General features: G+C 53.9%; 25 protein-coding genes. 12 read left to right on the forward strand and 13 right to left on the reverse strand.

Annotated features, from left to right (window positions below; genetic code table 11):
• Positions 1–169 precede the first annotated feature (169 nt).
• From rplM to sspB, 4 genes are all read left to right on the forward strand, one after another.
• A complete protein-coding gene (rplM, locus tag PanJK_RS15085) occupies positions 170–598 on the forward strand; it encodes a 50S ribosomal protein L13 (protein ID WP_007886599.1) in 429 nt (142 codons plus the stop codon).
• Between the two features lie 15 nt (positions 599–613).
• Positions 614–1,006: a 30S ribosomal protein S9 gene (gene rpsI / locus PanJK_RS15090; RefSeq protein WP_007886600.1), complete on the forward strand. Its 393-nt coding sequence runs from the start codon at positions 614–616 to the stop codon at positions 1,004–1,006.
• Positions 1,007–1,335: 329 nt separating this feature from the next.
• On the forward strand, positions 1,336–1,977 hold the full coding sequence (sspA, locus tag PanJK_RS15095; RefSeq protein WP_008104394.1) for a stringent starvation protein SspA: 642 nt from the start codon (positions 1,336–1,338) through the stop codon (positions 1,975–1,977).
• 3 nt (positions 1,978–1,980) lie between these two features.
• A complete protein-coding gene (gene sspB / locus PanJK_RS15100; protein ID WP_256698250.1) occupies positions 1,981–2,469 on the forward strand; it encodes a ClpXP protease specificity-enhancing factor in 489 nt (162 codons plus the stop codon).
• A gap of 52 nt (positions 2,470–2,521) precedes the next feature.
• Here the strand turns inward: sspB and PanJK_RS15105 are convergent, their stop codons facing one another.
• Together PanJK_RS15105 and PanJK_RS15110 are read right to left on the reverse strand one after the other, a co-directional pair.
• Complete coding sequence (locus tag PanJK_RS15105) at positions 2,522–4,276, reverse strand: sulfite reductase subunit alpha (protein ID WP_265300825.1); 1,755 nt, start codon at positions 4,274–4,276, stop codon at positions 2,522–2,524.
• Between the two features lie 69 nt (positions 4,277–4,345).
• A complete protein-coding gene (locus PanJK_RS15110; RefSeq protein ID WP_256698251.1) occupies positions 4,346–9,877 on the reverse strand; it encodes a glutamate synthase-related protein in 5,532 nt (1,843 codons plus the stop codon).
• Positions 9,878–10,779: 902 nt separating this feature from the next.
• Here PanJK_RS15110 and arcB point away from each other — a divergent pair.
• Positions 10,780–13,134, forward strand: coding sequence for an aerobic respiration two-component sensor histidine kinase ArcB (gene arcB / locus PanJK_RS15115; protein ID WP_265300826.1), 2,355 nt, complete (start codon positions 10,780–10,782; stop codon positions 13,132–13,134).
• Positions 13,135–14,010: 876 nt separating this feature from the next.
• Positions 14,011–14,733: a monofunctional biosynthetic peptidoglycan transglycosylase gene (gene mtgA / locus PanJK_RS15120; RefSeq protein WP_256698254.1), complete on the forward strand. Its 723-nt coding sequence runs from the start codon at positions 14,011–14,013 to the stop codon at positions 14,731–14,733.
• Between the two features lie 5 nt (positions 14,734–14,738).
• Here mtgA and npr read toward each other — a convergent pair whose 3' ends face one another.
• The 11 genes from npr to PanJK_RS15175 all read right to left on the reverse strand — a co-directional run bounded on the left by npr (position 14,739) and on the right by PanJK_RS15175 (position 22,740).
• Complete coding sequence (gene npr / locus PanJK_RS15125; protein ID WP_008104379.1) at positions 14,739–15,011, reverse strand: PTS phosphocarrier protein NPr; 273 nt, start codon at positions 15,009–15,011, stop codon at positions 14,739–14,741.
• Positions 15,008–15,862: an RNase adapter RapZ gene (gene rapZ, locus PanJK_RS15130; RefSeq protein ID WP_008104378.1), complete on the reverse strand. Its 855-nt coding sequence runs from the start codon at positions 15,860–15,862 to the stop codon at positions 15,008–15,010. Before rapZ ends, npr begins: the two co-directional genes overlap by 4 nt.
• 52 nt (positions 15,863–15,914) lie before the next feature.
• On the reverse strand, positions 15,915–16,397 hold the full coding sequence (gene ptsN / locus PanJK_RS15135) for a PTS IIA-like nitrogen regulatory protein PtsN (RefSeq protein WP_175501705.1): 483 nt from the start codon (positions 16,395–16,397) through the stop codon (positions 15,915–15,917).
• A 159-nt stretch (positions 16,398–16,556) separates the two neighbouring features.
• Positions 16,557–16,844: a ribosome hibernation promoting factor gene (gene hpf, locus PanJK_RS15140; RefSeq protein WP_008104375.1), complete on the reverse strand. Its 288-nt coding sequence runs from the start codon at positions 16,842–16,844 to the stop codon at positions 16,557–16,559.
• A gap of 21 nt (positions 16,845–16,865) precedes the next feature.
• On the reverse strand, positions 16,866–18,305 hold the full coding sequence (gene rpoN / locus PanJK_RS15145) for an RNA polymerase factor sigma-54 (protein WP_265300827.1): 1,440 nt from the start codon (positions 18,303–18,305) through the stop codon (positions 16,866–16,868).
• Positions 18,306–18,353: 48 nt separating this feature from the next.
• A complete protein-coding gene (gene lptB / locus PanJK_RS15150) occupies positions 18,354–19,079 on the reverse strand; it encodes an LPS export ABC transporter ATP-binding protein (RefSeq protein ID WP_008104371.1) in 726 nt (241 codons plus the stop codon).
• Positions 19,080–19,084: 5 nt separating this feature from the next.
• A complete protein-coding gene (gene lptA / locus PanJK_RS15155) occupies positions 19,085–19,639 on the reverse strand; it encodes a lipopolysaccharide ABC transporter substrate-binding protein LptA (protein WP_256698258.1) in 555 nt (184 codons plus the stop codon).
• Entirely contained in the window at positions 19,614–20,186 is a 573-nt protein-coding gene (lptC, locus tag PanJK_RS15160) for an LPS export ABC transporter periplasmic protein LptC (protein WP_265300828.1), read from the reverse strand. The genes lptA and lptC overlap by 26 nt, the downstream gene beginning before the upstream one ends.
• Positions 20,183–20,749, reverse strand: coding sequence for a 3-deoxy-manno-octulosonate-8-phosphatase KdsC (gene kdsC / locus PanJK_RS15165; RefSeq protein WP_265300829.1), 567 nt, complete (start codon positions 20,747–20,749; stop codon positions 20,183–20,185). Before kdsC ends, lptC begins: the two co-directional genes overlap by 4 nt.
• Before the next feature lie 13 nt (positions 20,750–20,762).
• The gene (gene kdsD, locus PanJK_RS15170; RefSeq protein WP_101762279.1) at positions 20,763–21,743 is read right to left on the reverse strand and encodes an arabinose-5-phosphate isomerase KdsD; all 981 of its coding nucleotides are present in this window, start codon (positions 21,741–21,743) and stop codon (positions 20,763–20,765) included.
• Between the two features lie 13 nt (positions 21,744–21,756).
• Positions 21,757–22,740, reverse strand: coding sequence for a calcium/sodium antiporter (locus PanJK_RS15175; protein ID WP_008104362.1), 984 nt, complete (start codon positions 22,738–22,740; stop codon positions 21,757–21,759).
• Positions 22,741–22,967: 227 nt separating this feature from the next.
• Here PanJK_RS15175 and mlaF point away from each other — a divergent pair, with 227 nt between their 5' ends.
• From mlaF to ibaG, 6 genes are all read left to right on the forward strand, one after another.
• Positions 22,968–23,783, forward strand: coding sequence for a phospholipid ABC transporter ATP-binding protein MlaF (gene mlaF, locus PanJK_RS15180; RefSeq protein WP_008104360.1), 816 nt, complete (start codon positions 22,968–22,970; stop codon positions 23,781–23,783).
• Between the two features lie 4 nt (positions 23,784–23,787).
• The gene (gene mlaE, locus PanJK_RS15185) at positions 23,788–24,570 is read left to right on the forward strand and encodes a lipid asymmetry maintenance ABC transporter permease subunit MlaE (protein ID WP_007886633.1); all 783 of its coding nucleotides are present in this window, start codon (positions 23,788–23,790) and stop codon (positions 24,568–24,570) included.
• 4 nt (positions 24,571–24,574) lie between these two features.
• Positions 24,575–25,111 (forward strand): outer membrane lipid asymmetry maintenance protein MlaD, encoded by a 537-nt coding sequence (mlaD, locus tag PanJK_RS15190; protein ID WP_256698261.1) that lies wholly within the window; start codon positions 24,575–24,577, stop codon positions 25,109–25,111.
• Positions 25,112–25,129: 18 nt separating this feature from the next.
• The gene (gene mlaC, locus PanJK_RS15195; RefSeq protein WP_256698472.1) at positions 25,130–25,765 is read left to right on the forward strand and encodes a phospholipid-binding protein MlaC; all 636 of its coding nucleotides are present in this window, start codon (positions 25,130–25,132) and stop codon (positions 25,763–25,765) included.
• Positions 25,765–26,070 (forward strand): lipid asymmetry maintenance protein MlaB, encoded by a 306-nt coding sequence (gene mlaB / locus PanJK_RS15200; RefSeq protein ID WP_265300830.1) that lies wholly within the window; start codon positions 25,765–25,767, stop codon positions 26,068–26,070. Before mlaC ends, mlaB begins: the two co-directional genes overlap by 1 nt.
• Positions 26,071–26,184: 114 nt before the next feature.
• Entirely contained in the window at positions 26,185–26,442 is a 258-nt protein-coding gene (gene ibaG, locus PanJK_RS15205) for a BolA family iron metabolism protein IbaG (RefSeq protein ID WP_265300831.1), read from the forward strand.
• Positions 26,443–26,448: the final 6 nt, after the last annotated feature.

Below are 26,448 nucleotides of genomic sequence, written 5' to 3' on the forward strand. Positions count from 1 at the left end.
TTGCGACCCCACGTTACAGCATCGGTTTTCTTTCCCAAGAACTCGATGTGATCCGGTAACTCACTTGAAGGGGTGGCTTGCTGGGCAAAATGGTCGTGTGAGCCTCAATCGTTTACTTAGCGTTTGGGATTTCACCAACGTGTAACTTTTTATTTGGGTAAGCTTTTCAATGAAAACTTTTACAGCTAAACCAGAAACCGTACAGCGTGACTGGTATGTTGTTGACGCAACGGGCAAAACCTTGGGTCGCCTGGCGACTGAACTGGCGCGCCGTCTGCGTGGTAAGCACAAAGCGGAATACACTCCGCACGTTGATACCGGTGATTACATCATCGTTCTGAACGCAGAAAAAGTTGCTGTAACCGGCAACAAGCGTACTGACAAGATTTACTATCACCACACTGGCCACATCGGTGGTATCAAGCAAGCGACCTTTGCAGAGATGATCGAGCGCCGTCCTGAGCGTGTGATTGAAATCGCGGTTAAAGGCATGCTGCCGAAAGGCCCACTGGGTCGTGCTATGTACCGTAAACTGAAAGTTTACGCAGGCAACGAGCACAACCACGCGGCGCAGCAACCGCAAGTTCTTGACATTTAATCGGGATTATAGGCAATGGCTGAAACTCAAAACTACGGCACTGGTCGCCGCAAAAGCTCTGCCGCTCGCGTCTTCATCAAGCCGGGTAGCGGTAACATCGTAATTAACCAGCGCTCTTTGGAGCAATACTTCGGTCGCGAGACTGCACGCATGGTCGTGCGTCAGCCGCTGGAGCTGGTTGATATGGTTGGTAAATTTGACCTGTACATCACTGTTAAAGGTGGTGGTATTTCTGGTCAGGCTGGTGCGATCCGTCACGGTATCACACGCGCTCTGATGGAGTACGACGAGTCTCTGCGTTCTGAACTGCGTAAAGCGGGCTTCGTTACCCGTGATGCGCGTGAAGTTGAACGTAAGAAAGTCGGCCTGCGTAAAGCACGTCGTCGTCCGCAGTTCTCCAAGCGTTAATTGTTTGCTGCTTCGGCAGCGGCAGTTGGCTCAAAAAACCCGCTTCGGCGGGTTTTTTATTATCTGCATTTATGATTTTTTCCCACAAAAAACGCGAGCTCTACCCGCATTTTGCCCGCAAATCATCACGCCCGCCCCACAAGCTGCTTAAAATCTGGTAAACTCACTGTCACTTTGCGCCTGCGAGACGCAGCGTTGTGCTTGTCGTTCCTGTCGGGAAGGCCGGTCGATGCGACTAACGCTGACGGTAGGCGAATCTGATGAGCCGGTGAGTCGCCGCGTGGTTGGCTATTCGCAGTATCTTTTTGTGAACAAACTTGGAGGTTTTCATGGCTGTCGCTGCCAACAAACGTTCGGTAATGACGCTGTTTTCTGGTCCGACTGACATTTTCAGCCATCAAGTACGTATCGTACTGGCTGAGAAGGGCGTCAGCGTGGAGATCGAGCAGGTTGAAACGGATAACCTGCCGCAGGATCTGATTGACCTCAACCCGTATCGCACCGTACCTACGCTGGTCGACCGTGAACTGACGCTGTATGAATCACGCATCATCATGGAATACCTCGATGAGCGTTTCCCGCATCCACCGCTGATGCCGGTTTATCCGGTCGCGCGCGGTGAAAGCCGTCTGATGATGCACCGCATTGAGCAGGATTGGTACAGCCTGATGCGCACCATCGAAACCGCCAACGGTGCAGAAGCCGACGCAGCGCGCAAGCAGCTGCGTGAAGAGCTGCTGGCGATTGCGCCACTGTTCGCACGCACACCGTTCTTCATGAGCGAAGAGTTCAGCCTGGTGGATTGCTATCTGGCGCCACTGCTGTGGCGTCTGCCGCAGATGGGTGTTGATCTTTCTGGCGCGGGTTCAAAAGAGCTGAAAGGCTATATGACGCGCGTGTTTGAACGTGACTCTTTCCTTGCGTCACTGACGGAAGCAGAACGTGAAATGCGCCTGCAAGCTCGGGGCTAATGTATGGAAATGTCGCAACTAACGGCGCGTCGTCCTTACTTGTTGCGGGCGTTCTACGACTGGTTACTGGATAATCAGTTGACGCCGCATCTGGTGGTCGACATCAATCTGCCTGGTGTGCAGGTGCCGCTGGAATATGCGCGTGATGGACAGATCGTTCTGAACATCGCGCCGCGTGCGGTAGGCAATCTTGACCTCGCCAATGATGAAGTGCGTTTCAACGCACGTTTCGGTGGCGTACCACGTCAGGTTTCTGTGCCAATGGCTGCGGTTTTGGCGATTTATGCCCGTGAAAACGGCGCTGGCACCATGTTCGAGCCGGAACCGGCTTATGAGGTGGCGACGGACGAGCAGGATGGTAGCGGTCAGGAAGAGACGATGATGTCTGTGATTGATGGCGATCGTCCGGATGATGCGACTGACGACGATCACTCGCCAGATGATGAGCCGCCGCCGCGTGGCGGACGACCTTCACTGCGTGTGGTGAAGTAAAACGTGCAATAAAAAACGGGCCGATTGGCCCGTTTTTTTATGCCTGCGCGTCTTAGTAGACGTCGCGCAGGTAGCGTTTATCTTTCTTCAGCTGATCAACGTAAGCCGCCGCACGCTCGCTGGACAAGCCACCGAACTGACGAACCACTTCATACAGCGCGGCATCAACGTCTTTTGCCATGCGTGATGCATCGCCACACACGTAGAAGTACGCGCCATCCTGCAGCCAGGCGTACAGCTCAGCGCCTTTCTCCAGCATGCGATTTTGCACGTAGATCTTCTCTTCCTGATCGCGCGAGAAGGCCAGATCCAGATTAGTCAGCAGACCTTTCTCCTGCCATGCCTGCAGCTCTTCTTCGTAGATGTAATCATGTGCCTGATGTTGGTCACCGAAGAACAGCCAGTTTTTACCTTCTGCGCCAGTTGCCTGACGTTCCTGCAGAAAAGCGCGGAATGGGGCGATACCGGTGCCTGGTCCAACCATGATCAGCGGCGCATTGCCGTTTGACGGCACGCGGAACGCTTTGTTGGGCGAGATAAAGATCGCCGGCTTTTCGCCGCGACGTACACGTTCAGCCAGATAGGTTGAACACACGCCTTTGCGCTCGCGGCCGCCGCTGTGATAGCGCACGGAAGCGATGGTCAGATGCACCTGATTTGGATGGGCTTTTGAGCTCGACGAGATGGAGTAGGCGCGATGCTGCAACGGACGCAGCATGGCAACGAATTCCGGCACCGACAGGCTGCGCGTCAGCTCAAGCTGCAGCAGATCCAGCGTATCTTTGCCCCACAGCCAAACGGCAAGGGTATCTTTGTCGTCGTGTTGCAACACGTGACGCAGTTCCTGGTTAGTAGTGTTCTGGCCAACCCATTCAATCAGTTTGCGTGACGGCTCGGAAATTTCGAACTGATAAGTCAGCAGATCGCCAAGGTTGCGGTCAAAGCCAGGTACCGGCGTTTCGTAATCGGCTTTCAGCTGAGTCAGCAGCAGTGAAACCAGCGACGCGTCATTCACCGGGATTACACCCAGCGCATCGCCCGCTTCATATTTCAGACCGCTGTCGGTGAGATCAAACTCAAAGTGACGAATATCTTTCGCTGACTCTTCAGCCGACAGGCGCTTATTGGTCGCCAATGCGGCCGCATAAGGATTTTGCTTATTGCTGCCCGGAATGACAGGTGCTTCTGGCGCGCTTTCTAATGCATTACCGCTGCTGCCCGCACTGGCGGCGAATTGCGGCATTGCCGTGCCAATCCATTCGCTGGATGGCTCTTCGAAGTCGATATCGCAGTCGATACGATCGGCGACGCGTTTGGCACCGAGCTGCTCCAGACGCATATCGATGAATTTACCTGCCTGGCAGAAACCGTCGTAGCCGGTATCGCCAATTGCCAATACCGCAAAGTGCATCTGCTCCAGACGCGGCGCGGTGCTGGCTGAAATTGCGTTCCAGAACAGCTGAGCGTTATCCGGCATTTCGCCTTCGCCGTAAGTCGAGGTGACAATCAGCACGTGACGCATGGTGGCGAACACATCCAGATCCACTTCGCCCAGCGCCTGCACCACTGGCACCAAACCTTTGGCGCGTGCGGCTTTAGCGGCCGTTTGCGACAGCGCTTCAGCGTTACCGGTCTGTGAACCGAACAGGATATGCAGCTGCGTATTGGTGCTGGCACCCGCCGCCGGTGCGCTCTGCTTGTCTTCTAATACCAGCAGGCGCGAATGGAGACCGGCGAGGAAGCCCGCCAGCCAGTATTTCTGCTCACCGTTAAACGGTGCATCTTCAGGAATGTAAGGAATTTTCATCGGTAAGGCACTCAATCCTGTTCAATCAAAATATAAAAACTAAATTACACATGTTCAGTAGCACTGTAATCAGGAAAGTTTTCCGACTGCAGCTGCGATTTCTGGCAATGCCGCACGCGCAAACAGCTCTTCAAAATCAGGCAGATGGCCCAGTACTTCACGGTTGCAGGCATCCTGATAAATGATCCAGCCGTATGTCGCCAGGCTGTCCATGGAGCGAATGTTGCGCTGCGTTAATGCTGCTTTGTAATCTGCCATACGTTTAGCGGCGATCAGGCTTGCCAGTTCGTCATCGCTGTAGCTCTCAATCGCCGAGCGTGCATGACGTTGCAGACGGCTTATCAAGGTGAAATCTTCGGTCATCAGCAGATTGCGTACCGCTTTTTCCACCGCCGGATCTTCCACCGCCGTGCCTTTCGGCAGTTTGCCCAGCGCCAGCTGCTGCGCGAGGCTGAGAACGGTGTAGTTGTTCAGCAGAACAAACATCTCCAGCGTATCGGTCGCGCCGTAAGCCGGAACCGCGCCATTGGCAATGGTTTTACCGTCACGCCAGGCCGATTTGAATTTCGTCACCTGATGCGCAGCCAGCGACGTTGACAGCTCTTCGAGCAAGTCTTTGCGTGATTTGGCTTTCAGGATCTCGGTGCCATCCTGATACAGCAGCAGCGAACGCGGCATCACATACACAAAGTGATGGCACTCGGTTTCCCAGTTATCCAGCAGCCAGGCCGCGCGTGGCGATTGGGTCGCTTCCAGATGCCAGTTCAGCATGGTTAGCACCGCTTGTTTGTGCACCTGCGCCATTTCATCTTCATCGGCGATGGAGCCAAACAGCACCGAATCACCTGCCGCGTGTGCAGCCAGCGATCCATACGGATCATACTGGTAAGCGAAACCGCCGCTCATGCCGTTGCCGAAGCCTTTACCGAAGGTGCCAAGGTTGAGGATGGCGCCGTTAGTCATGTATTCGCAGCAGAAATCACCAACGCCTTCAACTACCGCTGTAGCGCCGGAGTTACGCACGGCGAAGCGGTCACCCGCCTGGCCCTGAACGAACAGACGACCACCGGTCGCGCCAAACAGCGCGAAGTTACCGATCAATACGTTGCCATCGCTGTCCTGTGCGCCGCCGCCTGGTGACATCACCACCAGTTCGCCGCCGCACTGGCCTTTGCCAACGCCGTCGTTACAGGTGCCGTAATGCTTCATTTGCATGCCGTCGTTGCAGAACGCGCCGAACGACTGGCCGGCAGAACCGCTGGTATTAATCTGCACGCTACGCGGCGCCAGATAGTGACGACCGCGATCGTCTTTCATTACCGCTGGCAGAGCTGCCAGTTGATCTTTAGGTAACTCATGGTTCAGCATGCGCTCGATATCGATCGCCAACTGACCGCCCACGCTCTTGTTACGGTTGTTCAGGGTGATGCCCGCGCCCAGCGCGATTTCACGGCTTGCCGCGCCAACCAGCTGCGTTTTCAGCTCGTTTACCCAGCCATCATCCAGTTCAAAGTCTTTTTCCAGATACACTGGCTTAGCAATTTTCTGCTCTGGCACCACGGTCAACATCGCGCGCAGATCCAGTTTGCCGACTTCCAGCGGGTGATCCATCAAGTGCAGCAGATCCGAACGGCCACGCGCTTCACGCAGGGAACGCAGACCAAGGCGGGCGAGGAACTCACGCACTTCCTGCGCCACGTTGATGAAGTACTGCGCCAGCTGACGCGGATCACCATCAAAGGCTTCGGCGTTGGTGGTTAAACCGGCCGGGCATTTGACGTTACAGTTTTTCGCCATCACGCATTTCAACATCATCAGCGCGGTGGTGCCGAACTCGAAGCTGTCGCCACCGAGCAGGGCAGATTTGATCACATCGCTGCCGGTCTGCTGCGCGCCGGAGCAGCGCAGCTGCACTTTGTCGCGCAGGCCGTTAGCACACAGCGCCTGATGCACTTCGGCGATACCGATTTCCGCGACGCGGCCGGTATATTTCAGGCTGGTAACGGAAGCTGCGCCGGTGCCGCCGGTGTTACCCGCGACGTTAATCACATCCGCGCCAGCTTTCGCTACGCCGACGGCGATGGTGCCGATACCTTCAGATGAAACCAGTTTGACGATGACGCGTACGCGCGCGGCTTTACAGTCGTGGATCAGCTGTGCCAAATCCTCGATGGAGTACGTATCGTGGTGCGGTGGCGGTGAAACCAGCTCAACACCCGGCGTACCGCCACGCGCTGCGGCAATTTCAACGGTCACTTTCGGTGCCGGCAACTGACCGCCTTCACCAGGCTTCGCGCCCTGACCGATTTTGATCTCCAGCTCTTCGAGCATCGGGTCAGCCAGATAAGCCGCCCACACGCCGAAACGACCGGATGCCAACTGCTTGATACGTGACGCACGGATGGTGCCGTGACGTGAATAGTGCTCGCCACCTTCACCGCAGTTACTCATGCCGCCAACCATGTTGGTACCGTGCGCGACAGCTTCGTGCGCAGGCGCAACCAGCGCACCGTGGCTCATCGCACCGGAAGCAAAGGTGCGGGTGATTTCATGTGCCGGTTGAATCTCTTCCAGCGGCAGCGATGGCAGCGCGGTGAAGATCAGCGACAGATAATCAGCGGCTTTGCCGTAAGCGGTGATGTGCAGTACGCCATCCGCCACGCTGCTGCTTTCGATATCGTCGGTAAAACGGGTTTTCAGCGCACGCGCCAGCGCTTCCAGGCGCTCGTTCTCTGGTTTCAAGCCCGCAATCGCATCGATCAGACGCAGCTCAAATTGATTCAGGCTGCCGTTCACCGCTTCACACTTCAGGCCACGTGTAGCGAAGCCGTTGTTCACCAGCGAGTAGCGGCCCAGTTTGCGGCCGAATTCGGCTTCGCTATCAACGTGGGTCAAATCGCACGGCAGCGCAAGGATGTCGCGCAGCGCCGCTGGACGACGTTTACGCTCGGCATGCATCAGGCCGGAGAACTGACGGTAATCGGGCGTGATGGCAAAGGTGTCGATCACATCATTCGGGATGCGCTCAAAGCTGCTGTCTTTAAAGGCTTCTGCTTTGATGTTGAACGCGTTATCCAGTTTGGCCAGCGTCATCAAACGAATAAAGTTGTCCTCTTCGCGCTCTTTGTTAGCAAAGCGAATCGGCTGTTCCGTCATATCGATAAAGGTACGTACCGCGATGGTACCGTACGAGTGTCCCGCGCCTTCAGCACGCTCTTTGAACAGGCCGAGCAACGGCACTTCCGCTTCGCCCTGAATTTTCAACGCGCTCTGATGCCAGTCAACTGCCATTTGAGCGATTGCCGGGAAGCCCGCGCCGCCGACCGGGGTTTTGATATTCGGGAAATATTTTTTCAATACCGGATCGTCGGTATTCAGGAAATTCGGCTCAAAGAATTCGCCGCAGCTGTAGCTCTCAACGGTACACAGGCCGACTTTACCCATGGTTTTCATCAGCGCTTTTTCGGCTGCTTTGGCATAGCGTTTAAAGGCTTTGTTGCCTTCTTCGCCTTCACCGAATTTCTCTTCCGCACGCATCTGCACGCCGAGTGGGTAAACGGCAGAAGCACCGAAGCCCAGCGTCGCCGCGATGTGGTGTGAAGAGATGCTTTGACCACTTTCGACCACCAGCGAAACATCCAGACGCAGACCTTCCTGCACTAAGCGCTGGTTGATCGCCGACACCATCAGCAGCATCGGAATCGCTGCGTGCGTTGAGGAGATATGACGATCGGTGATCACCGCGATGCCGCCTTGCTGGCGTGCGAAATCCACCACCTGCTGGGCTAAGTCATCAATGGCTTTTTCCAGCGCGTTGGCGTTGGCCGCACGGCTGACGATATCTTTGCCGACCACCGGCTCGTACAGCATCTCGAAGCGCGCATAAGGTGCGACGGTTTGCTCGCGCAGGCGCAGCATGTCGAGGTGCGTAAGAATTGGCGTCGGAACAATAATTTGCTGACCTTTGCTGCGGCCGAGATGCGGTTTCGCACCCAGAGCAACGCGCAGCGTCATGCCGTCCGCTTCACGAATCGAATCGAGCGGCGGGTTGGTGACTTGTGCAAATCGCTGTGAGAAGTAGTGCGCCATGCCGCCTTCGTGATCGGACAGGCCATTGATGGCGTTGCCGTAACCCATTGCTGAGATCTTCTCAGCGCCGGTTTGCAGCATCGGGTCCATCATGAATTTGAAGCTTTCCTGGTTGTAGTAGTAGGCGACAAAACGTTGATAGGTTTTGAGGTCTCCACGATAACGCAGCGGCGAGCCGAGTTGCTCCGCCTGAATTTCCGGCAGGTCGGCGAGATCGATACGCGCTTTGCTCAGCAGCGACAGGTAATCTTTTTCGGCCGCCAGTTTCTCCAGCGCTTCAACCGTGGTGTAAGAGCGTTTCTCTTTGTGATCGTAATAGAGCATGCCGCCCGCTTCGATGCGGCCACGACGCAGGACGCTTTCCGGTGGGAAGGCGATCTGGCCCGCTTCAGACATCGCACCGATGTATTCCGCAGTTTCAACGGAACGCAGCGGACGCAGACCGAGGCGGTCAAGACGCGCACCGATCACTTCACCGTTACCGAAGATCAGCGCAGCTGGACCATCGTTCTTCTCTTCATATAAAGAGAAGTACTCGAGCATGGCGCGCACTTCGTTTGAGAGTGACGTATCGTTCTCCCACGCCGGCGGCATCATCGACACCACGGCGTTAATCAGGTCGAGATTATCTTCCATCAAACGGCTGTGTATGCTTTGGTCGAGACGTGAGCTGTCTGACTGACCTTTTGGACGCACAATTTTTTTACCGCGCGCCAGCATCAGTGCCGCTTCAGCGATGCGGTTTTTACGGTCGGTATTCAGCTCGCCGTTGTGCGCCATTAAGCGGAACGGCTGCGCCATGGTGGTGTGCGGATCGGTGTTAGTCGAGAAACGGGTATGGAAGAACAGCCCGCGGACCTGATGGTCCTCATCGGTCAAATCTTTGAAGTACGGGATCACTTCGTTGGAGTTCAGGCGTGCTTTAAATACCTGCGTGCGCGAAGAGAGCGACAGCGGATAGAGGCCGCCGAATTCGCTTTCGGTAAAGGCGCGTGCTTCGATATCCAGCAGCGCGCGATAAATTTGGCGCTCGAATTCGAGTTGTTCAGTCACTTCCTGCGGCGCGGCAAAAATCCACTGCACAATCGGCAGCTGGAATTGCAGGGCGGCCGGGCGCGTCACGCTGCCGTCGAGCGGCATATCGCGTTTCACTAAGATCGGGAAGTTATGCGCCGCCAGCGTTTCTTCGACCAGACGCTCAGCGTTAGCACGCAGCTCTGCGTCTTTTGGCACGAAGAAGTTACCCACGCCAAAACGGCCAGCTTCCAGCGCCAGACCGGTAACCTTGCGGAAGAAGTTCAGGGAGAGATCGACGTTCACACCCGCGCCATCGCCGACGCCTTCGGCAGACATGCCGCCACGGTGCGGGACTGTGCATAGCGCGCTATGGGCCATGCGCAGAATCTCATGCGTCTGCTCGCCGTCCTTACGGGTAATGAAACCTACACCACAGCTGTCACTTCCGGCTGATGGGTCATACAAACCATAGGGATTCGGTTTTTGCGTGGACATTGAGAGTCTCCTTAAACTTCTTTTGACATTACCTGCATTATTTCGCGTACCGCAGCGTGACAATTTAAGTCAGCGCGGCGGTATCAATTCTTGTGCCGCTCAGTAAAGAGCGGGCGTCGCAGCACCGAGCAAGGGCTCTTAAGACACTGTTGTCACGTCCTTAATGAGCTGCTCTTTTTATTCCGGTCTCTTTCGGGAGATAGCTTGCATCCAGAGGGAGGCTTCTTGCTGCATAGATATGCCGAGACACAGGCCCACCAGGAAAGCTTCCAGTGGAATTCCAACTTATCGGGAAAGCGAACTCAGGTCAAATAGCCAGCTTTGTTGCGGGTAATCCGCTTTCTTATCGCTTAATTAAATGATTATTAAGGTTTTATTGCGTAAATTTATGTCAATCTCCCGCTACGCATTCCCTCAGGAAGTGTGAGCCGTCTCACTGTAACCCAGCCCTCTAATATCCAAACAATGCTGGCAGGAAGGGTTACAACAGCATTTAATTCTGTTGGGGGCAGTTGATACACAGCATGTATCTGTTTTTCTTATGGCGTCATATTTGAATCAAAATGGGGCTGCCATTAGTAAAATTAATCACGCGCGGCGTGCTTAATAAATCACTTAAGTTGAATGGGTATGCAATAAAGAGGTGCAACCATCAGGGCAAATGGCTGCCAGGGTGCTGATTAGCACAGGATGTTGAGATAAGGCCCGCAAAAGCGCGGCCCTCCAGATTATTCAGTTGGCAGAATTAGTCAAGCGCTTTGCGCATATAGAAGGGAACGTCGGCGAAATCGCGCTACGATGCACCATTACAGGGCATAACCCGCGCGATATGGGCGGGTGAAGCGGGGCAGCGCAGCGATAATTACGCTATCATGAGCCAGATTTCGTTCAGGGAGCTCGTAATGAAACAGATTCGTCTTTTAGCGCAGTACTACGTTGATTTGATGGTCAAACTCGGCCTGGTACGCTTTTCGCTGCTGTTAGCCTCGGCGCTGGTCGTACTGGCGATGGTGGTGCAGATGGCCGTCACCATGGTGTTGCGCGGACATGTGGAAAGCATCGACGTTGTCCGCTCCATCTTCTTCGGTCTGTTGATTACGCCCTGGGCAGTCTATTTCCTCTCGGTGGTGGTCGATCAGCTGGAAGAGTCGCGCCAACGCCTGTCAAAACTGGTGGATAAGCTGGAAGAGATGCGTACGCGCGATCTTGAGCTTAATCAGCAGATGAAGGAGACCATCACCCAGCTTAATCAGGAAATTAACGATCGTATTAAAGCTGAGCAGGCGCGTGAGCAGGTGATGGATAAGCTGCGCGAAGAGATGGCACGACGCGAGCAGGCGCAAATCGAGCTGGAACAGCAATCCTCCTTCCTGCGCTCTTTCCTGGATGCATCACCGGATTTGGTGTTCTACCGCAACATTGATAAGCAGTTCTCCGGCTGTAACCGCGCCATGGAACTGCTAACCGGCATGAGCGAAAAGCAGCTGATTGGCCTGACTCCGCGCGATATCTACGATGACGAAGCCGCTACTAAAGTGCTGGAAACCGATGAGAAGGTGTTCCGCCACAATGTATCGCTGACGTACGAACAGTGGCTGCAATATCCCGATGGGCGCAAAGCCTGTTTCGAAATCCGCAAAGTGCCCTATTACGATCGCGTGGGTAAACGCAGTGGCCTGATGGGCTTTGGCCGCGATATTACCGAGCGTAAGCGCTATCAGGACGCGCTGGAGAACGCCAGCCGTGAGAAGACCACCTTTATTTCAACTATCAGCCACGAGCTGCGTACGCCGCTGAATGGCATCGTTGGGCTGAGTCGCATCCTGCTGGATACCGACCTCAATCAGGAGCAACTCAAGTACCTCAAAACCATTCACGTTTCAGCCATCACGCTGGGCAACATCTTCAATGATGTGATCGAAGTGGACAAAATCGAGCGCCGCAAAGTGCAGCTGGATAATCAGCCGCTGGATTTCACCGGCTTTCTCGCCGATCTGGAAAACCTCTCCGGTCTGCTGGCGCAGCCAAAAGGGCTGAAGTTTGTCATGGCGCCAGAGCTGCCGCTGCCGCATAAAATCTCGGCGGATGGTACGCGCTTGCGTCAGATTCTGTGGAACCTGATTGGCAACGCCGTGAAATTTACCCAGCAGGGCGAGATTGTGGTGCGCGTCGCCTATCGTCAGGATGAAACGCTGCACTTTGAAGTGCAGGATTCCGGTATGGGCATTCCGCAGGAAGAGCAGGACAAGATCTTCGCGATGTATTACCAGGTGAAAGATCAGCACGGTGGCAAACCGGCGACGGGCACCGGCATCGGTTTGGCGGTCTCGCGTCGTCTGGCACAGGCGATGGGCGGCGATATCAGCGTCAGTAGCGTCGCGGGGCAGGGTTCCTGCTTTACCGTCGAGATCAACGCGCCACGCGTCGCTGAGGAAGTGGAAGACGACAATCTGGATGACAGCATGCCATTGCCGGCGCTGCACGTGTTGTTGGTGGAAGATATCGAGCTCAACGTCATTGTAGCGCGTTCGGTGCTGGAGAAGCTGGGCTGCAGCGTCGACGTCGCGATGACCGGAACGGATGCGCTGGCGATGTTTGATCCGCAGGAGTTCGATCTGGTGCTGCTCGATATTCAGCTACCGGATATGACCGGCCTCGACGTGTCGCGTGCCATCCATCAGCGTTATGCAGATGTGGCGCTGCCGCCGCTGGTGGCATTGACCGCCAACGTCCTGAAAGACAAAAAAGAGTATCTCGATGCCGGCATGGATGATGTGTTGAGCAAACCGCTTGCCGTGCCAGCGCTGACGGCGGTGATCAAGAAGTTCTGGGATTATCAGCCGGAACAGGAAGAGATTGCCGTCGATTCATCAGACGCACAGTCGCGTACGCTGTTAGATGTGACGATGCTGGAGCAATACATTGAGCTGGTTGGCCCAGGATTGATTACCCAAAGCCTCACTATGTTTGAGCAGATGATGCCGGGTTATCTCGACGTGCTGGATTCCAACATGATGGCACGCGATCAAAAAGGCATAGCTGAAGAAGGGCACAAGATCAAAGGTGCAGCAGGTTCGGTTGGCTTACTGCATTTGCAGCAGCTAGCGAAACAGATTCAGTCGCCAGAATTGCCAGCGTGGTGGGACAATGTGCAAGAGTGGGTCGACGAATTAAAACAGGAATGGCTCAAAGACGTGAACGTTTTACGCGAATGGGTCGCTGAGCGGGAAAAATTACAGGACGTTAGAAAAAAATGACCCCAGTCGAAACTGGGGTGCGCGAATACTGCGCCAACACCAGGGAAATGGGTACTGTTGCTATTATTAGAAATCGAATAAGAAAGCAACAGTTCGGTATTGGTTAACGCTTCAAAATCACCTTAACAAATTCGCCAATGCTTGCGACAAGATTCATTAAATTGTGTGATGTTGAGCAGCGATTAAATACAGAAAACATTAATTTGCTGACACAGTCAAGCAAGGAATTAATTTCTTTGCCATATTGCACCTTTTTTGACCAAATGTTCTGCTTTTAGCCTGGTTTTGCTTCAGTGAGCCACAGGAAAATCCGGGTGGAAGCATGGAAAATCTGATTCTGACAAAAAATTGAGGTTAAGTGAGATTAACACTCTGATGTTTATAGATAAAAACAGATTTTTCGACGGCTTATCCAAAACGTTTTGGAAACCTTAAACGGAAAGTTCCAGTTTATAGCTTATTGAATAATGTAAACCAAACGTGCGGTAAATCGCTTTACCATCCGTGAGGTCGAATGTACGCGGGATCGTACAGATTTGGTGGCATTTTTCAGAATGGTCTCTGTTATCAATGAACATGTTCGAACAACAGTAAAATTGATAGTTAAGTATCATGAAAGCATTTGCGTGAGCGATATCACATTCAGTTAAGTGTTCAAGCATGCAGCATTTGATCTATATATCGTTATGGAACCGATTCCTTTTTGGCGGAAGTGCTTGATGTGATTGGCTCTAATAGAGGAACACTGATTACAATGGCAACAATTTTCCAGACGTCTTTACCTGTCTGAGGGTAAAATTTAGTGGTTAATCGTTGGTATTCGCTATTGTGACTTGGGTGATTGATTAATACAGGGAACTGGTAAGAGAAAATTGCATGAGCAAGAGTAAAGGGACACTGGGAAAACGTATTAAAGTGCTGATTGCTAAAGTGCTGCTGGCCTGGCTTGGCATCTGGTTAGCGGGTATTTTGCTGTTTGCATTTTTACCGGTACCGTTCTCGGCGGTGATGGTGGAACGGCAAATCGGCGCCTGGTTTACCGGGCGTTTTGATTATGTGGCGCACTCGGATTGGGTCGGCATGGACGAGATCTCGCCATGGATGGCATTAGCGGTTATCGCCTCTGAAGATCAAAAGTTCCCTGAGCATTGGGGCTTTGATGTTGATGCTATCCAGTCAGTGCTGGATAACGATGGCAATGAGCGCATGCGCGGCGCTTCAACCCTTTCGCAGCAGACGGCGAAAAACCTGTTGCTGTGGGATGGTCGCAGCTGGTTGCGTAAAGGGCTGGAAGCAGGATTAACGGTGGGAATCGAAACCGTATGGACTAAGCGGCGTATCCTGACGGTTTATCTCAATATCGCAGAATTTGGCGACGGCGTGTTTGGCGTGGAAGAGGCTTCACAGCGCTATTTCCACAAACCCGCCAGCCGTCTGACGATGTCTGAAGCGGCATTACTGGCAGCGGTTCTGCCCAATCCGATCCGTTTCCGCGCTGATGCGCCTTCAGGCTACACGCGGCAGCGCCAGCAGTGGATTATGCGGCAGATGCGCCAGTTGGGCGGCGAAGGTTTCCTCAACCGATACAAGCTGCATTGATAGGTTTAATCTTCGTCAAAGCCCGCTTCAAACAGTTCTATAACCGCTGCCAGCGCCTGCTCTTCCTGCGGGCCGCTGGCTTCAATCTCAATATGGCCGCCTTTCGCTGAGTCGAGCATCAGCAGCGCAATCACGCTGCTGGCTTCGGCTTCGGTGCCCGATTCGTTACGCAGCAACACTTCAGCATCAAAACTCTGCACCAGCTCGAACAGCTTCATTGCCGGGCGCGCGTGCATGCCCAGCTTGTTACGTATTTCAACGGTTTGCTTCACGGTCATGATTTACGTTTTTCCAGAGTGCGATGACGAGACTGCACGTTTTTACCGCGTGAACGGAAATAATCCGCCAATTGTTCAGCGATATACACTGAGCGGTGCTTCCCGCCAGTACAGCCGATGGCGACGGTGAGATAGCTGCGGTTGTTGGTTTCCAGCATCGGCAGCCACAGTTCCAGGTAGCTGCGCGTTTGATAGATAAAGTTATGTACTTCGGTGTGGCGATCGAGGAAGGCGGCAACCGGACGATCCAGGCCGGTCATCGGACGCAGTTTGGGATCCCAATGCGGGTTCGGCAGGAAGCGCACATCGAAGACATAATCGGCGTCGATTGGAATGCCGTGTTTGAAGCCGAATGACTCAAACACCATGGTGAGTTCACGCTCGCGCTTGCCCAGCAGGCGCGTGCGCAGCATCTCCGCTAATTCATGAACCGACATCTCGGAGGTATCGATAATCAGATCGGCGCGTGAGCGCAGCGGCTCCAGCAGATCATTCTCTTCATCGATAGCACTCTCCAGCGACAGATTTTTGCTGGAGAGCGGATGCAGACGACGCGTATCGCTGTAGCGGCGAATCAGCGTGTTGCGATCGGTATCGAGAAACAGCAGTTGCGGCGAGAAGGTATCAGGCAGATTGTTGAGCGCGGCTTCAAAGACTTCCGGTGATTCCGGCATGTTGCGCACGTCAATGCTGACCGCCGCAGAGATATTGCGTTCGGTTAAGGTATTCGCCAGCTCCGGCAGCAAAACCACCGGCAAGTTGTCGACACAGTAAAAGCCCATATCTTCAAGGGCACGCAGCGCGACTGATTTTCCTGAGCCTGACCGACCGCTAACGATCATCAGCACCATCACATTTCTCCCGTTTTAAACCGGCGAACAGGCCGGTAAAAGTGTTTCTCGCTTAAGAGTGTGCTTCCTGAGCTTCTGTGATAATGGCGTAGAGCTCTTCGTCGCTCTGTGCCGCACGCAAACGACGACAGACGGTTTTATCCGCCAGACGTTTGGCAACCAGCGAAAGCGTGTGCAAGTGGGTTTTACACTGGTCTGCAGGTACCAGCAGGGCAAACAGCAGGTCAACCGGCTGATTGTCTACCGCATCAAAAGCGATAGGCTGATCGAGGCTGATAAACACGCCGACAGCGCGTAATGTGTCCTCCTCCAGCTTGCCATGTGGAATGGCAATGCCGTTGCCAATACCGGTACTGCCCATACGTTCGCGGGTCAGGATGGCTTCGAAAAGCGTCTGGTGCGGCAGATTGAGCTGCTTCGCTGCCAGCTCGCTGATAATTTCCAGCGCGCGTTTTTTACTCTGGCAGTGTACGCCGCTACGGGTACAGTCCAGTGAAAGGACCGAGCTCAATTCCAGTGTTAGATCGTTGTTCATCATCGTTTCACTTGCGAGTTCACATAGCCGCGAGGTTCAGGCGATTGATTTCATTGCCGTTCGCCCGCTGGCGCTTGCGCAGATGACAAAACGGGGCGGTAATATCCGCCCCATTAAGCTCTAAGTGCCGAATCAGTCAGCACTCTGCAAGCGTGAAGGTTAGTGTTTTTTCAGTTTGTCTTTGTGTTTGGTCAGCTGACGGGAAAGCTTGTCGATTAACCCGTCGATGGCCGCGTACATGTCTTCCGCTTCCGATGTGGCGTGCAGCTCCCCGCCGTTGACGTGCAGTGTTGCATCCGCAATCTGCGTCACCTTCTCAACCTTCAGAACAATATAAACCTGATTGATACGATCAAAATAGTGTTCCAGTTTGGCAAATTTGGTATTTACAAATTCACGCAGAGGTTCGGTAATCTCAACATTAAGTCCGGTAAGGTTTAGCTGCATAGGTCTTCCTTCTTCGTTCGGTCAAACCAGCTGTTTACGCTGGTTTGATGGCGGTATAGATAAAGACTCGCGATATTTAGCAACCGTACGTCGCGCTACCATGATGCCCTGTTCGGATAACATGGAGGTCAGTTTGCTGTCGCTCAAGGGTTTTGCGGGGTTTTCCGCCGAGATCAATTTTTTCACTAATGCACGAATCGCCGTAGACGAGGCTTCGCCGCCGCCCTCGGTGTTGACGTGACTGGAGAAAAAATACTTCAGTTCAAAGATGCCACGCGGGCTGTGTAAATACTTTTGCGTGGTCACGCGGGAAATAGTGGATTCGTGCATATCAACAGCCTGAGCGATATCCGCCAGCACCATCGGACGCATGTACTCCTCACCCTGCTCAAAAAATGCCTGCTGCTGTTCAACGATACAGCGTGTCACTTTCAGCAGCGTGTCGTTACGGCTCTCCAGGCTCTTAATCAGCCACTTGGCTTCCTGTAAGTTGCTACGAATATACTGATTATCGCTTTCATTACGGCCAGCTCCGCCCATCGCAGCATACTGCTGATTGATTTTCAGGCGCGGCATGCTGTCGGAATTGAGTTCAACTGTCCAGCGCTTGCTGATTTTACGCACCAGCACATCGGGAATGACATATTCCGGTTCGCTGGTATTGATTGACTGGCCAGGGCGCGGATCCAGTGACTGAATCAGCAACATCGCCTCCTTCAGCACCTCTTCCTTCAGACGGGTTACGCGCATCAGGCTGCGGAAATCATGGTTGGCCAGCAGATCAAGATGTTCGCTCACAATCAGGCGCGCTTCCGCCACCATGGGCGTGGCGGCATCATATTGCGACAGCTGGACTAACAGGCAATCACGCAAATCACGCGCACCGACGCCGACCGGATCGAAACGCTGCACGCGCTTGAGCACGGCTTCAACTTCTTCCAGCGTCAGCTCTTCATCGCCAATACTGTCATAAATATCTTGTAAGTTGACGGTGAGATAGCCGGTGTCGTCAATGGCATCAACAATGGATGTGGCGATGGCGCGATCGGTATCAGTGAACGGCGTTAACTCAACTTGCCACATCAGATAATCCTGCAGCGATTGCGTGGTTTCGCCCTGATAGATTGGCAGTTCGTCATCCTGGTAATCGGTGCCGGTGCCTGACGGCGTGCCCGCCGTGTAGATTTCGTCCCAGGTAGCGTCGAGCGGGAGATCTTCAGGCATGTCTTTCTGTTCAAGTGCTTCACGTGTGTCTAATGAATCACTCTCTTGTTCCTGAAATTCTCGCGCGTCGATTTCTTCGTGCAGATCGGTTTGTTCAAGCAGCGGATTGCTTTCCAGCGCCAGTTGGAGTTCTTGCTGGAGTTCAAGCGTAGAGAGTTGCAGCAAGCGAATGGCTTGCTGCAACTGTGGAGTCATCGCCAGCTGTTGGCTGAGCCTGAGTTGCAAACCTTGCTTCATAATTCGGTTAGAATTTCCTAAGCAAACGTAGGGTGTTACGACACCTTATCAGAGTCTGAACTCTTCGCCCAAATAAACACGCTTAACCTGCTCATCTACAAGAATTTCATCAGGCGTGCCATGGGCAATTAAATGACCCTGGCTAACGATATACGCGCGTTCACACACCGCGAGGGTTTCACGCACGTTGTGGTCGGTAATCAGCACGCCAAGGCCGCTGTCACGCAGATGCTCGATGATTTTTTTGATGTCGATAACCGAAATCGGGTCAACACCGGCAAAAGGCTCATCCAGCAGGATGAATTTCGGATTAGCCGCCAGCGCGCGGGCAATTTCCACACGACGGCGTTCACCACCCGACAGCGCCTGGCCCATGCTGTCGCGCAGATGGCCGATATGGAACTCTTCCATTAGCTCGTTGGCACGATCCTGACGCTGCTCTTCTGTCAGATCATCACGGATCTGCAGCACCGCCATCAGGTTGTCGTACACGCTCAGGCGGCGGAAGATCGAGGCTTCCTGCGGCAGATAGCCGATACCGCGACGGGCACGCGCATGCAGCGGCAGGATGCTGATGTCTTCATCATCAATCACAATGCGGCCCGCATCGCGTGGCACAATTCCGACCACCATGTAAAAAGTGGTGGTTTTACCGGCACCGTTTGGGCCCAGCAGGCCGACAATCTCGCCGGATTTTACCTGCAGGCTAACATCTTCCACCACGCGGCGGCCTTTGTAGGCTTTCGCCAGGTTCTCAGCGATTAGTGTTGCCATAGCAATCAGTTACTCTTTTTAGGGCTCGCGGACGAACCGTTTTTGTCCTGCAGCTGCGACGGAACCAGAACGGTGGTCACGCGCTTGCTGTCACCCTGGCTGAACGCCTGCATCTTCTGCTCTTTCACCAGGTAAGTGATGCGGTCGCCTTTGATGTTGCTGTCCTGCTGCTGAATGAAGGCATTACCGGTCAGCTCAACAAAATCGTTCGCCAGTTCATAATGCAGTTTACTGGCGTGGCCTTGCACCGGCTTGCCGTTATCCTGCATTTGATAGAAGGTCGCTGGCGTGCCGTAAGCATCAACGATGGTTTTCTTGCTATCGCCGCCCGGACGGGTGACGACCACTTTATCGGCGGTAATCTTGATGGAACCCTGGGTCACAATCACGTTGCCGGTAAAGGTCGCGACGTTGCCCTGCAGGTCCAGCGCCTGGTTGACGGAGTCAATATTCACCGGCTTGTCTGAGTCGCCAGTTAATGCCAGCGCAGGCAGGCTCGTTGCCAGCAGCGTACCCACCAGCAATAACTTAAGGCTATTTTTGTTCATTTTGAATTTCATAGGAAGTTTTGACCTTTTCAAGCAGCTCTGCGTGTTTCGTCCGTAAATTGCCGCGCATTTTCATGCCAGTGGAATTAAAACTGCGGCCAAAAAGGGTGACTTGATCGTCAGATGTCACATCCTGGGTGACCAAATTAACCTGAGCGTTATCGGTAAGGATGCGCTCAAGCTGTGAATCCTGGGTCAAGGTATTGACGACAACGTTGCCATAAAGATAAAGCATACGATCTTTAGTCAGCTTTGCCTTATCGGCGCGCACCGACCATGTCGCGACTTTGTTTACGTCATAGGTGGTCATCACCGGATTATCGAACCAACTTATCTCATCGGCAGCAAAGTAGGTGACTTTATCGGAGACCAGCTTATAGCCCAGCGCGCCTGTTGGGTTATACACCACCGTGTTCGATTTCTCGCTGGTGTAGGTTGGCGCTTGATCGTTGGTCGCCATCGGCGTTCTGTCGTCATCCTGGTTGGTGAGATTCCAGCCGATCAGCACTAAGGCGATCAAGGCCAGGATCAGCGTCATCCAACGCCTGCTCTTACTCATATTGATTGCCCTTTGGCATCCTCAAATTGGTTCTGCGCCATCAAGATCAGATCGCACAACTCACGTACCGCGCCGCGGCCACCGGCAATGCGGGTCACATAATGCGCGCGCGGCAGTAAAATCGGGTGGGCGTCGGCAACGGCCACGCTCAAACCCACCTGCGCCATCACCGGCCAGTCGATCAGGTCATCGCCAATGTAGGCGACCTGCTCGGCGGTCAATGACAGTTTATCCAGGAGTTCCCGCCAGGCCAAAAGCTTATCCGATTGTCCCTGGTAAAGATGCGTAATGCCGAGCGTCTTACAGCGATCTTCCAGCAGTTTTGCTTTGCGGCCGGTAATAATAGCCACTTCGACGCCGGAGGTCAGCAGGCAACGCACGCCATAACCATCGCGCACGTTAAAAGCTTTCAACTCTTCACCGCTGTTACCCATGTAAATCACGCCATCCGACATCACGCCATCAACGTCACAAATCAGCAGGCGAATCTTCGCAGCACGCGCCATGACTTCCGCGCTCACCGGACCGTAGCACGTCTCGACCATTGCTGTTTCAGCACTCATTGTTTCTTCCTGTTCAGACTACGCCAGCGCGCAGCATGTCATGCATATGTACCACACCGAGCAGGCGATCGTCATCGGCCACCAGCAGGGCGGTGATGTTTTTGTTTTGCATCAGATTAAGGGCATCGACCGCGAGCATATTCGGGCGCACGCGAATACCGCCGCTGGTCATCACTTCCTGAATGGTGGCTTTCTGGAAATCGATGCCCATATCGAACACGCGGCGCAAGTCACCATCGGTGAAGATGCCTTCGATTTTCATCAGGTCATCGACAATCACCGTTAAACCAAGATTCTTGCGGGTAATTTCCAGCAGCGCATCACGCATCGACGCATCACGGCTGACGTGCGGGATTTCATCGCCGCTGTGCATGATATCGCTGACGTGCAGCAGCAGTTTGCGGCCCAGCGCACCGCCGGGATGCGACAGCGCAAAATCTTCCTGGGTAAATCCGCGCGCTTCCAGCAACGCCACGGCCAGCGCATCACCCATGACTAAGGTCGCGGTGGTGCTGGTGGTCGGCGCCAGGCCGAGCGGACAGGCTTCCTGCGGCACTTTCACGCACAGATGCACATCCGCGGCGCGGCCCATCGCGCTGTCCGGACGCCCGGTAATACAGATCAGCTGCACCTTCTGGCGCTTTAACACCGGCACCAACGCCAGGATTTCGCCGGATTCACCGCTATTGGAAATCGCGATCACCACGTCATTGGTGCTGACCATGCCGAGATCGCCGTGGCTGGCTTCACCGGGATGCACAAAGAAAGAGGGCGTACCGGTGCTGGCAAAAGTCGCGGCCATCTTTTTACCGATATGTCCGGATTTTCCCATGCCCATCACCACCACTTTGCCTCGGCAGGCAAAGATCATTGCGCAAGCGCGATCGAAATCATCATTGATATATTGATCAAGCTGCTCCAGCCCTTCGCGTTCGATGCGCAGCACCGCTTTACCTGCTTGCTGAAAATCGAAATCCGGTTGCTGATGTGACATGGTCAGTCCGTCCTTAATAGCTTGTGATAAGCATGGGGCTGAGCCACAGCCACAGCACCCACGCGATAAAACCACCTAATAATAGTGTGCCTGCGATACGGCCAATACGGCGTTTGCGCAGCAGGCAGAGCAGGGCGAACAGCACGCTCACTGCCAGCATCACCCAGTAATCACGTGCGAAGGCATGCGCATCAACGCTGCCGGGATGAATCAGCGCTGGTAGGCCGAGCACAATCGCCAGATTGAAAATGTTGGCGCCGATCAGGTTACCGATAGCGATATCGTCCTCACCTTTCAGCGCGCCGGCCACAACGGTAGCCAGTTCGGGTAAGCTGGTGCCGACGGCAATCAGCGTCAGGCCCATCACCAGTTCGCTCACACCGAAGTAGTCGGCAAAGACGGTGGCGTTGTCGATCACCATCCGCGTTGACATCGGCAGAATAATTAGCGCGACTGCCAGCCACAGAAAGGCCACGGTGTTGCCAGCTTCGTCGCGCGGCAGTTCGGCCAGCTGTTCACGGGTGAGCGTGTCGTTATTGTCACGTTCAGCGCGGCGAGCAATGCGGATCACTACCAGCAGATAACCCAGCGCGATCAGTAGCAGCGCAACGCCATCAAGACGGCTCAGATGATTATCAAACAGCATGATGCCGCTGAGCAGTGAGACTAGCAGCATTAATGGCAGTTCGCGCCGAATCAGATTGGAGTGTACTGTCAATGGGTGGAGCAACGCTGCGCCACCCAGAATCAAGAGAATGTTGGTGATGTTCGAGCCCAGCGCGGTGCCGACCGCTAAATCCATTTGTCCATGCTGCGCGGCCGAAAATGAGACAATTAATTCCGGCAATGATGTGCCAATGCTCACCACCGTCATGCCTATGATCAGTGGTGGGATGCCAAAGGATCGACAGAGGATCGCGGCGCTAAATACCAGACGGTCGGCGCCGTAAACCAGTAAAATCAATCCGATAAACAGCAAGGCAGAGGCTACGAACATTAAAAATCCTTGATGGATGGAGGTGTCGGCGAACCTTGTCCGACAGGTAAAAACATTCTGCACACACTAACAGGCGCTGATTTTGACTGTCTGAGAGGCAAAAGTAAATTTTAAGGCCGTTTTCGCCACACTAAGTGGGTAAGTTTCTGTAAAACTATCGTGCATTCGAGGCGACCAGGCTACCATCCACCGTTTTGATAGCGCCCGATCCGCATAAAGAGGTAAAGATGATCCAGCAGCAAACGAATCTGGTTGAGGTTCGTGGCGTCAGTTTCACGCGCGGAGATCGTACAATCTTTGACGATATCTCGTTAACGGTACCCGCCGGCAAAGTCACCGCGATTATGGGGCCGTCCGGAATTGGTAAAACCACGCTTTTACGTCTGATTGGCGGGCAATTACAGCCCGACAAAGGCGAGATTTGGTTCCGCGATCAGAATATCCCGACGCTTTCCCGCACGAAATTGTACGAAGCGCGTAAAAAAATGAGCATGCTGTTTCAGTCAGGCGCGCTGTTTACCGATCTCAACGTGTATGAAAACGTTGCCTGGCCATTACGTGAACATACGCAGTTGCCGCCAGAACTGTTGCACAGCACCGTATTGATGAAGCTGGAAGCGGTGGGTTTGCGTGGTGCTGCGAAACTGATGCCTGCCGAACTCTCCGGCGGTATGGCGCGCCGTGCGGCGCTGGCGCGTGCTATCGCGCTGGAACCGGAACTGATCATGTTCGATGAGCCTTTTGTCGGCCAGGATCCTATCACCATGGGCGTGCTGGTGAAATTAATTGACGAACTTAATCATGCTTTGGGCCTGACCTGCATTGTGGTTTCACACGATGTGCCTGAGGTATTGAGCATTGCCGATCATGCCTATATTGTTGCCGGACAAAAAATTATTGCTCAGGGCAGCGCGCCGGAACTGCGGGAAAATCCCGATCCGCGTGTGCGCCAGTTTATCGAGGGTCATGCGGATGGTCCGGTGCCGTTTCGCTTTGCCGCTGGCGATTATCTCAGCGACTTGACCCGCTCAGGGAGAACGTAAACTGATGTTGTTACAGGCGCTAGCGTCATTTGGACGTCAGGGAATTAATACCTGTGCCGCTTTTGGCCGCGCAGGCCTCATGCTCTTTCATGCGCTGGTGGGTAAGCCGGCGTTTCGTCGCCATGCGCCGCTGCTGGTAAAACAGCTCTACAGCGTGGGCGTATTATCGTTGCTGATCATTGTGGTGTCCGGCCTGTTTATTGGCATGGTGCTGGGTCTGCAAGGCTATCTGGTGCTGACCACCTACAATGCTGAAACCAGCCTTGGCATGCTGGTGGCGCTCTCGCTGCTGCGTGAACTCGGTCCGGTAGTGACGGCATTGCTGTTTGCCGGCCGGGCAGGTTCAGCGTTAACCGCAGAAATCGGGCTGATGAAAGCCACTGAACAGCTCTCGAGCATGGAGATGATGGCCGTCGATCCGTTACGTCGCGTGGTATCACCGCGCTTCTGGGCCGGCTTTATCAGCATGCCGCTACTGGCGCTGATCTTTACCGCCGTCGGTATTGCCGGTGGCGCGCTGGTGGGGGTGAGCTGGAAAGGGATCGATCCGGGTTTCTTCTGGTCGGCGATGCAGAACGCGGTGGATTTCCGCACTGATGTCGTTAACTGCATGATCAAAAGCGCGGTCTTTGCCGTTACGGTAACCTGGATTGCGCTCTTTAATGGCTATGATGCCATCCCGACCTCGGAAGGGATCAGTCGGGCGACGACGCGTACCGTGGTGCATGCTTCACTGGCGGTACTCGGTTTGGATTTTGTGCTGACAGCACTGATGTTTGGGAATTGATGCAATGCAAAGCAAGAAAAACGAAATCTGGGTTGGCGTCTTCATGCTGGCTGCGCTGCTGGCGCTGTTATTCCTCGCTCTTCGCGTCGCCGATCTTAAAACAATCGGCACCGAACCGACGTGGAAGATGTATGCCACCTTCGATAATATTGGCGGACTCAAAGTCAGTTCTCCGGTAAAAATTGGCGGCGTGTTAATTGGCCGTGTATCAGATATCGCGCTTGATGAGAAAACCCTTTCTCCGCGTGTGACCATGGATATCAGCGATAAATTCGCCAATAAGATTCCAGACACCAGCTCATTAGCCATCCGCACCCAAGGTCTGCTGGGTGAGCAGTTCCTGGCGTTGAATTTAGGTTTTGACGATCCTGAACTTGGCTCCTCGATGCTGAAAGATGGCGGCACGCTGCGTGACACCAAATCGGCACTGGTGCTGGAAGACCTCATCGGTCAATTCCTCTATAAGAGCGGCGATAACAAACCCAACGACAAATCCCAGGGTGCGGAGAGCGCACCAGCAGCACCTGCAACAACGGAATAACCAACGAGGTAAAACATGATGTTTAGACGCTTACTGATGATTGCCGTGTTGGCAATCGCACCGCTGGCAGCCAACGCCGCAGCGGATCAAACTAATCCTTACAAGCTGATGAACGAAGCGGCGGAAAAGACCTTCACCCGTCTGAAAAACGAACAGCCGAAGATTAAGCAGGATCCGAACTATCTGCGCGAAGTGGTGCGTCAGGAACTGATGCCTTATGTACAGGTAAAATATGCCGGTGCGTTAGTTCTTGGTCGCTATTATCGCGATGCGACACCGGCGCAACGCGATGCCTATTTTGCCGCGTTCGGTGATTATCTGGCGCAGGCGTACGGCCAGGCGCTGGCGCTGTATAACGGTCAAACTTACCAAATCCAGCCGGAACAGCCGATTGGCGATGCCAATATCGTAGCGATTCGCGTCACCATTATCGATCCGAATGGTCGTCCGCCGGTGCGCCTCGATTTCCAGTGGCGCAAGAACAGCCAGACCGGCAACTGGCAGGCGTATGACATGGTGGCCGAAGGCATCAGCATGATCACCACGAAACAGAATGAGTGGGGCGATCTGTTGCGCACCAAAGGCATTGATGGCTTGACGGCTCAGCTGAAAGTCTATGCAGCACAGCCGATCACCCTGGATAAAAAGCAATAATGAGTGAACCGTTACGCTGGCAGCGTACTGCCAGCACGCTGGCTTTAAGCGGCAAATTAGATCGTGATACTTTGCTGACCTTGTGGCAGGAACGTGACACTGCGGTGGCGGATATCACCACCATCGACGTTGCCGGGCTGGAAAGGGTGGATTCTGCGGGTTTAGCGCTGTTGGTGCATCTGCGTGAAATCGCGCGAGCCCATGGCAGCGCGCCACTTTTCTCTGGCATCTCCGATAAACTTCAGTCACTGATCACGCTGTATAACCTGCAGCAGATTATTGTTTCTGCGGAAAAAATCGCCTGATCTGCGGATGTCGATGCTAAGCCCCTGATTTTTTCAGGGGCTTTTGCGTATTTAAGAGTCAGGCGCTTTCCTCTAAGATGGCAGCCTTATTATTATTAAGTGAAGTAACGAGCGATGGAAAATAGTGAAGTTCAGGCCGTGCTGATGCAGGCGCTGGCATTAGAAGAAGTACACGTACTTAGCAACGATGGCAGCCATTTTCAGGTCATCGCAGTGGGCGAAATGTTCGCCGAACTGAGCCGCGTGAAGAAGCAGCAGGCTGTGTACGCGCCGCTGATGGAATATATTGCGGATAATCGTATTCATGCGGTTTCCATCAAAACTTATACCCCAGCCGAGTGGGCGCGCGACCGTAAACTCAACGGTTTCTGAGTGCCT

It is taken from the genome of Pantoea sp. JK, from assembly GCF_026130245.1.
Taxonomy (GTDB): domain Bacteria; phylum Pseudomonadota; class Gammaproteobacteria; order Enterobacterales; family Enterobacteriaceae; genus Pantoea; species Pantoea trifolii.

Excerpts from the sequence above, each read along its gene's own strand:
- mlaB (WP_265300830.1), top strand. The coding sequence starts at position 25,765 with ATGAGTGAACCGTTACGCTGGCAGCGTACTGCCAGCACGCTGGCTTTA.
- sspB (WP_256698250.1), top strand. The coding sequence starts at position 1,981 with ATGGAAATGTCGCAACTAACGGCGCGTCGTCCTTACTTGTTGCGGGCG.
- lptA (WP_256698258.1), bottom strand. The coding sequence starts at position 19,639 with ATGAAATTCAAAATGAACAAAAATAGCCTTAAGTTATTGCTGGTGGGT.
- mlaE (WP_007886633.1), top strand. The coding sequence starts at position 23,788 with ATGTTGTTACAGGCGCTAGCGTCATTTGGACGTCAGGGAATTAATACC.
- kdsD (WP_101762279.1), bottom strand. The coding sequence starts at position 21,743 with ATGTCACATCAGCAACCGGATTTCGATTTTCAGCAAGCAGGTAAAGCG.
- arcB (WP_265300826.1), top strand. The coding sequence starts at position 10,780 with ATGAAACAGATTCGTCTTTTAGCGCAGTACTACGTTGATTTGATGGTC.
- rpoN (WP_265300827.1), bottom strand. The coding sequence starts at position 18,305 with ATGAAGCAAGGTTTGCAACTCAGGCTCAGCCAACAGCTGGCGATGACT.
- PanJK_RS15175 (WP_008104362.1), bottom strand. The coding sequence starts at position 22,740 with ATGTTCGTAGCCTCTGCCTTGCTGTTTATCGGATTGATTTTACTGGTT.
- rpsI (WP_007886600.1), top strand. The coding sequence starts at position 614 with ATGGCTGAAACTCAAAACTACGGCACTGGTCGCCGCAAAAGCTCTGCC.
- ptsN (WP_175501705.1), bottom strand. The coding sequence starts at position 16,397 with ATGAACAACGATCTAACACTGGAATTGAGCTCGGTCCTTTCACTGGAC.
- mtgA (WP_256698254.1), top strand. The coding sequence starts at position 14,011 with ATGAGCAAGAGTAAAGGGACACTGGGAAAACGTATTAAAGTGCTGATT.
- kdsC (WP_265300829.1), bottom strand. The coding sequence starts at position 20,749 with ATGAGTGCTGAAACAGCAATGGTCGAGACGTGCTACGGTCCGGTGAGC.
- hpf (WP_008104375.1), bottom strand. The coding sequence starts at position 16,844 with ATGCAGCTAAACCTTACCGGACTTAATGTTGAGATTACCGAACCTCTG.
- lptC (WP_265300828.1), bottom strand. The coding sequence starts at position 20,186 with ATGAGTAAGAGCAGGCGTTGGATGACGCTGATCCTGGCCTTGATCGCC.
- sspA (WP_008104394.1), top strand. The coding sequence starts at position 1,336 with ATGGCTGTCGCTGCCAACAAACGTTCGGTAATGACGCTGTTTTCTGGT.
- PanJK_RS15110 (WP_256698251.1), bottom strand. The coding sequence starts at position 9,877 with ATGTCCACGCAAAAACCGAATCCCTATGGTTTGTATGACCCATCAGCC.
- mlaD (WP_256698261.1), top strand. The coding sequence starts at position 24,575 with ATGCAAAGCAAGAAAAACGAAATCTGGGTTGGCGTCTTCATGCTGGCT.
- ibaG (WP_265300831.1), top strand. The coding sequence starts at position 26,185 with ATGGAAAATAGTGAAGTTCAGGCCGTGCTGATGCAGGCGCTGGCATTA.
- PanJK_RS15105 (WP_265300825.1), bottom strand. The coding sequence starts at position 4,276 with ATGAAAATTCCTTACATTCCTGAAGATGCACCGTTTAACGGTGAGCAG.
- rplM (WP_007886599.1), top strand. The coding sequence starts at position 170 with ATGAAAACTTTTACAGCTAAACCAGAAACCGTACAGCGTGACTGGTAT.
- rapZ (WP_008104378.1), bottom strand. The coding sequence starts at position 15,862 with ATGGTGCTGATGATCGTTAGCGGTCGGTCAGGCTCAGGAAAATCAGTC.
- lptB (WP_008104371.1), bottom strand. The coding sequence starts at position 19,079 with ATGGCAACACTAATCGCTGAGAACCTGGCGAAAGCCTACAAAGGCCGC.
- mlaF (WP_008104360.1), top strand. The coding sequence starts at position 22,968 with ATGATCCAGCAGCAAACGAATCTGGTTGAGGTTCGTGGCGTCAGTTTC.
- mlaC (WP_256698472.1), top strand. The coding sequence starts at position 25,130 with ATGTTTAGACGCTTACTGATGATTGCCGTGTTGGCAATCGCACCGCTG.
- npr (WP_008104379.1), bottom strand. The coding sequence starts at position 15,011 with ATGACCGTGAAGCAAACCGTTGAAATACGTAACAAGCTGGGCATGCAC.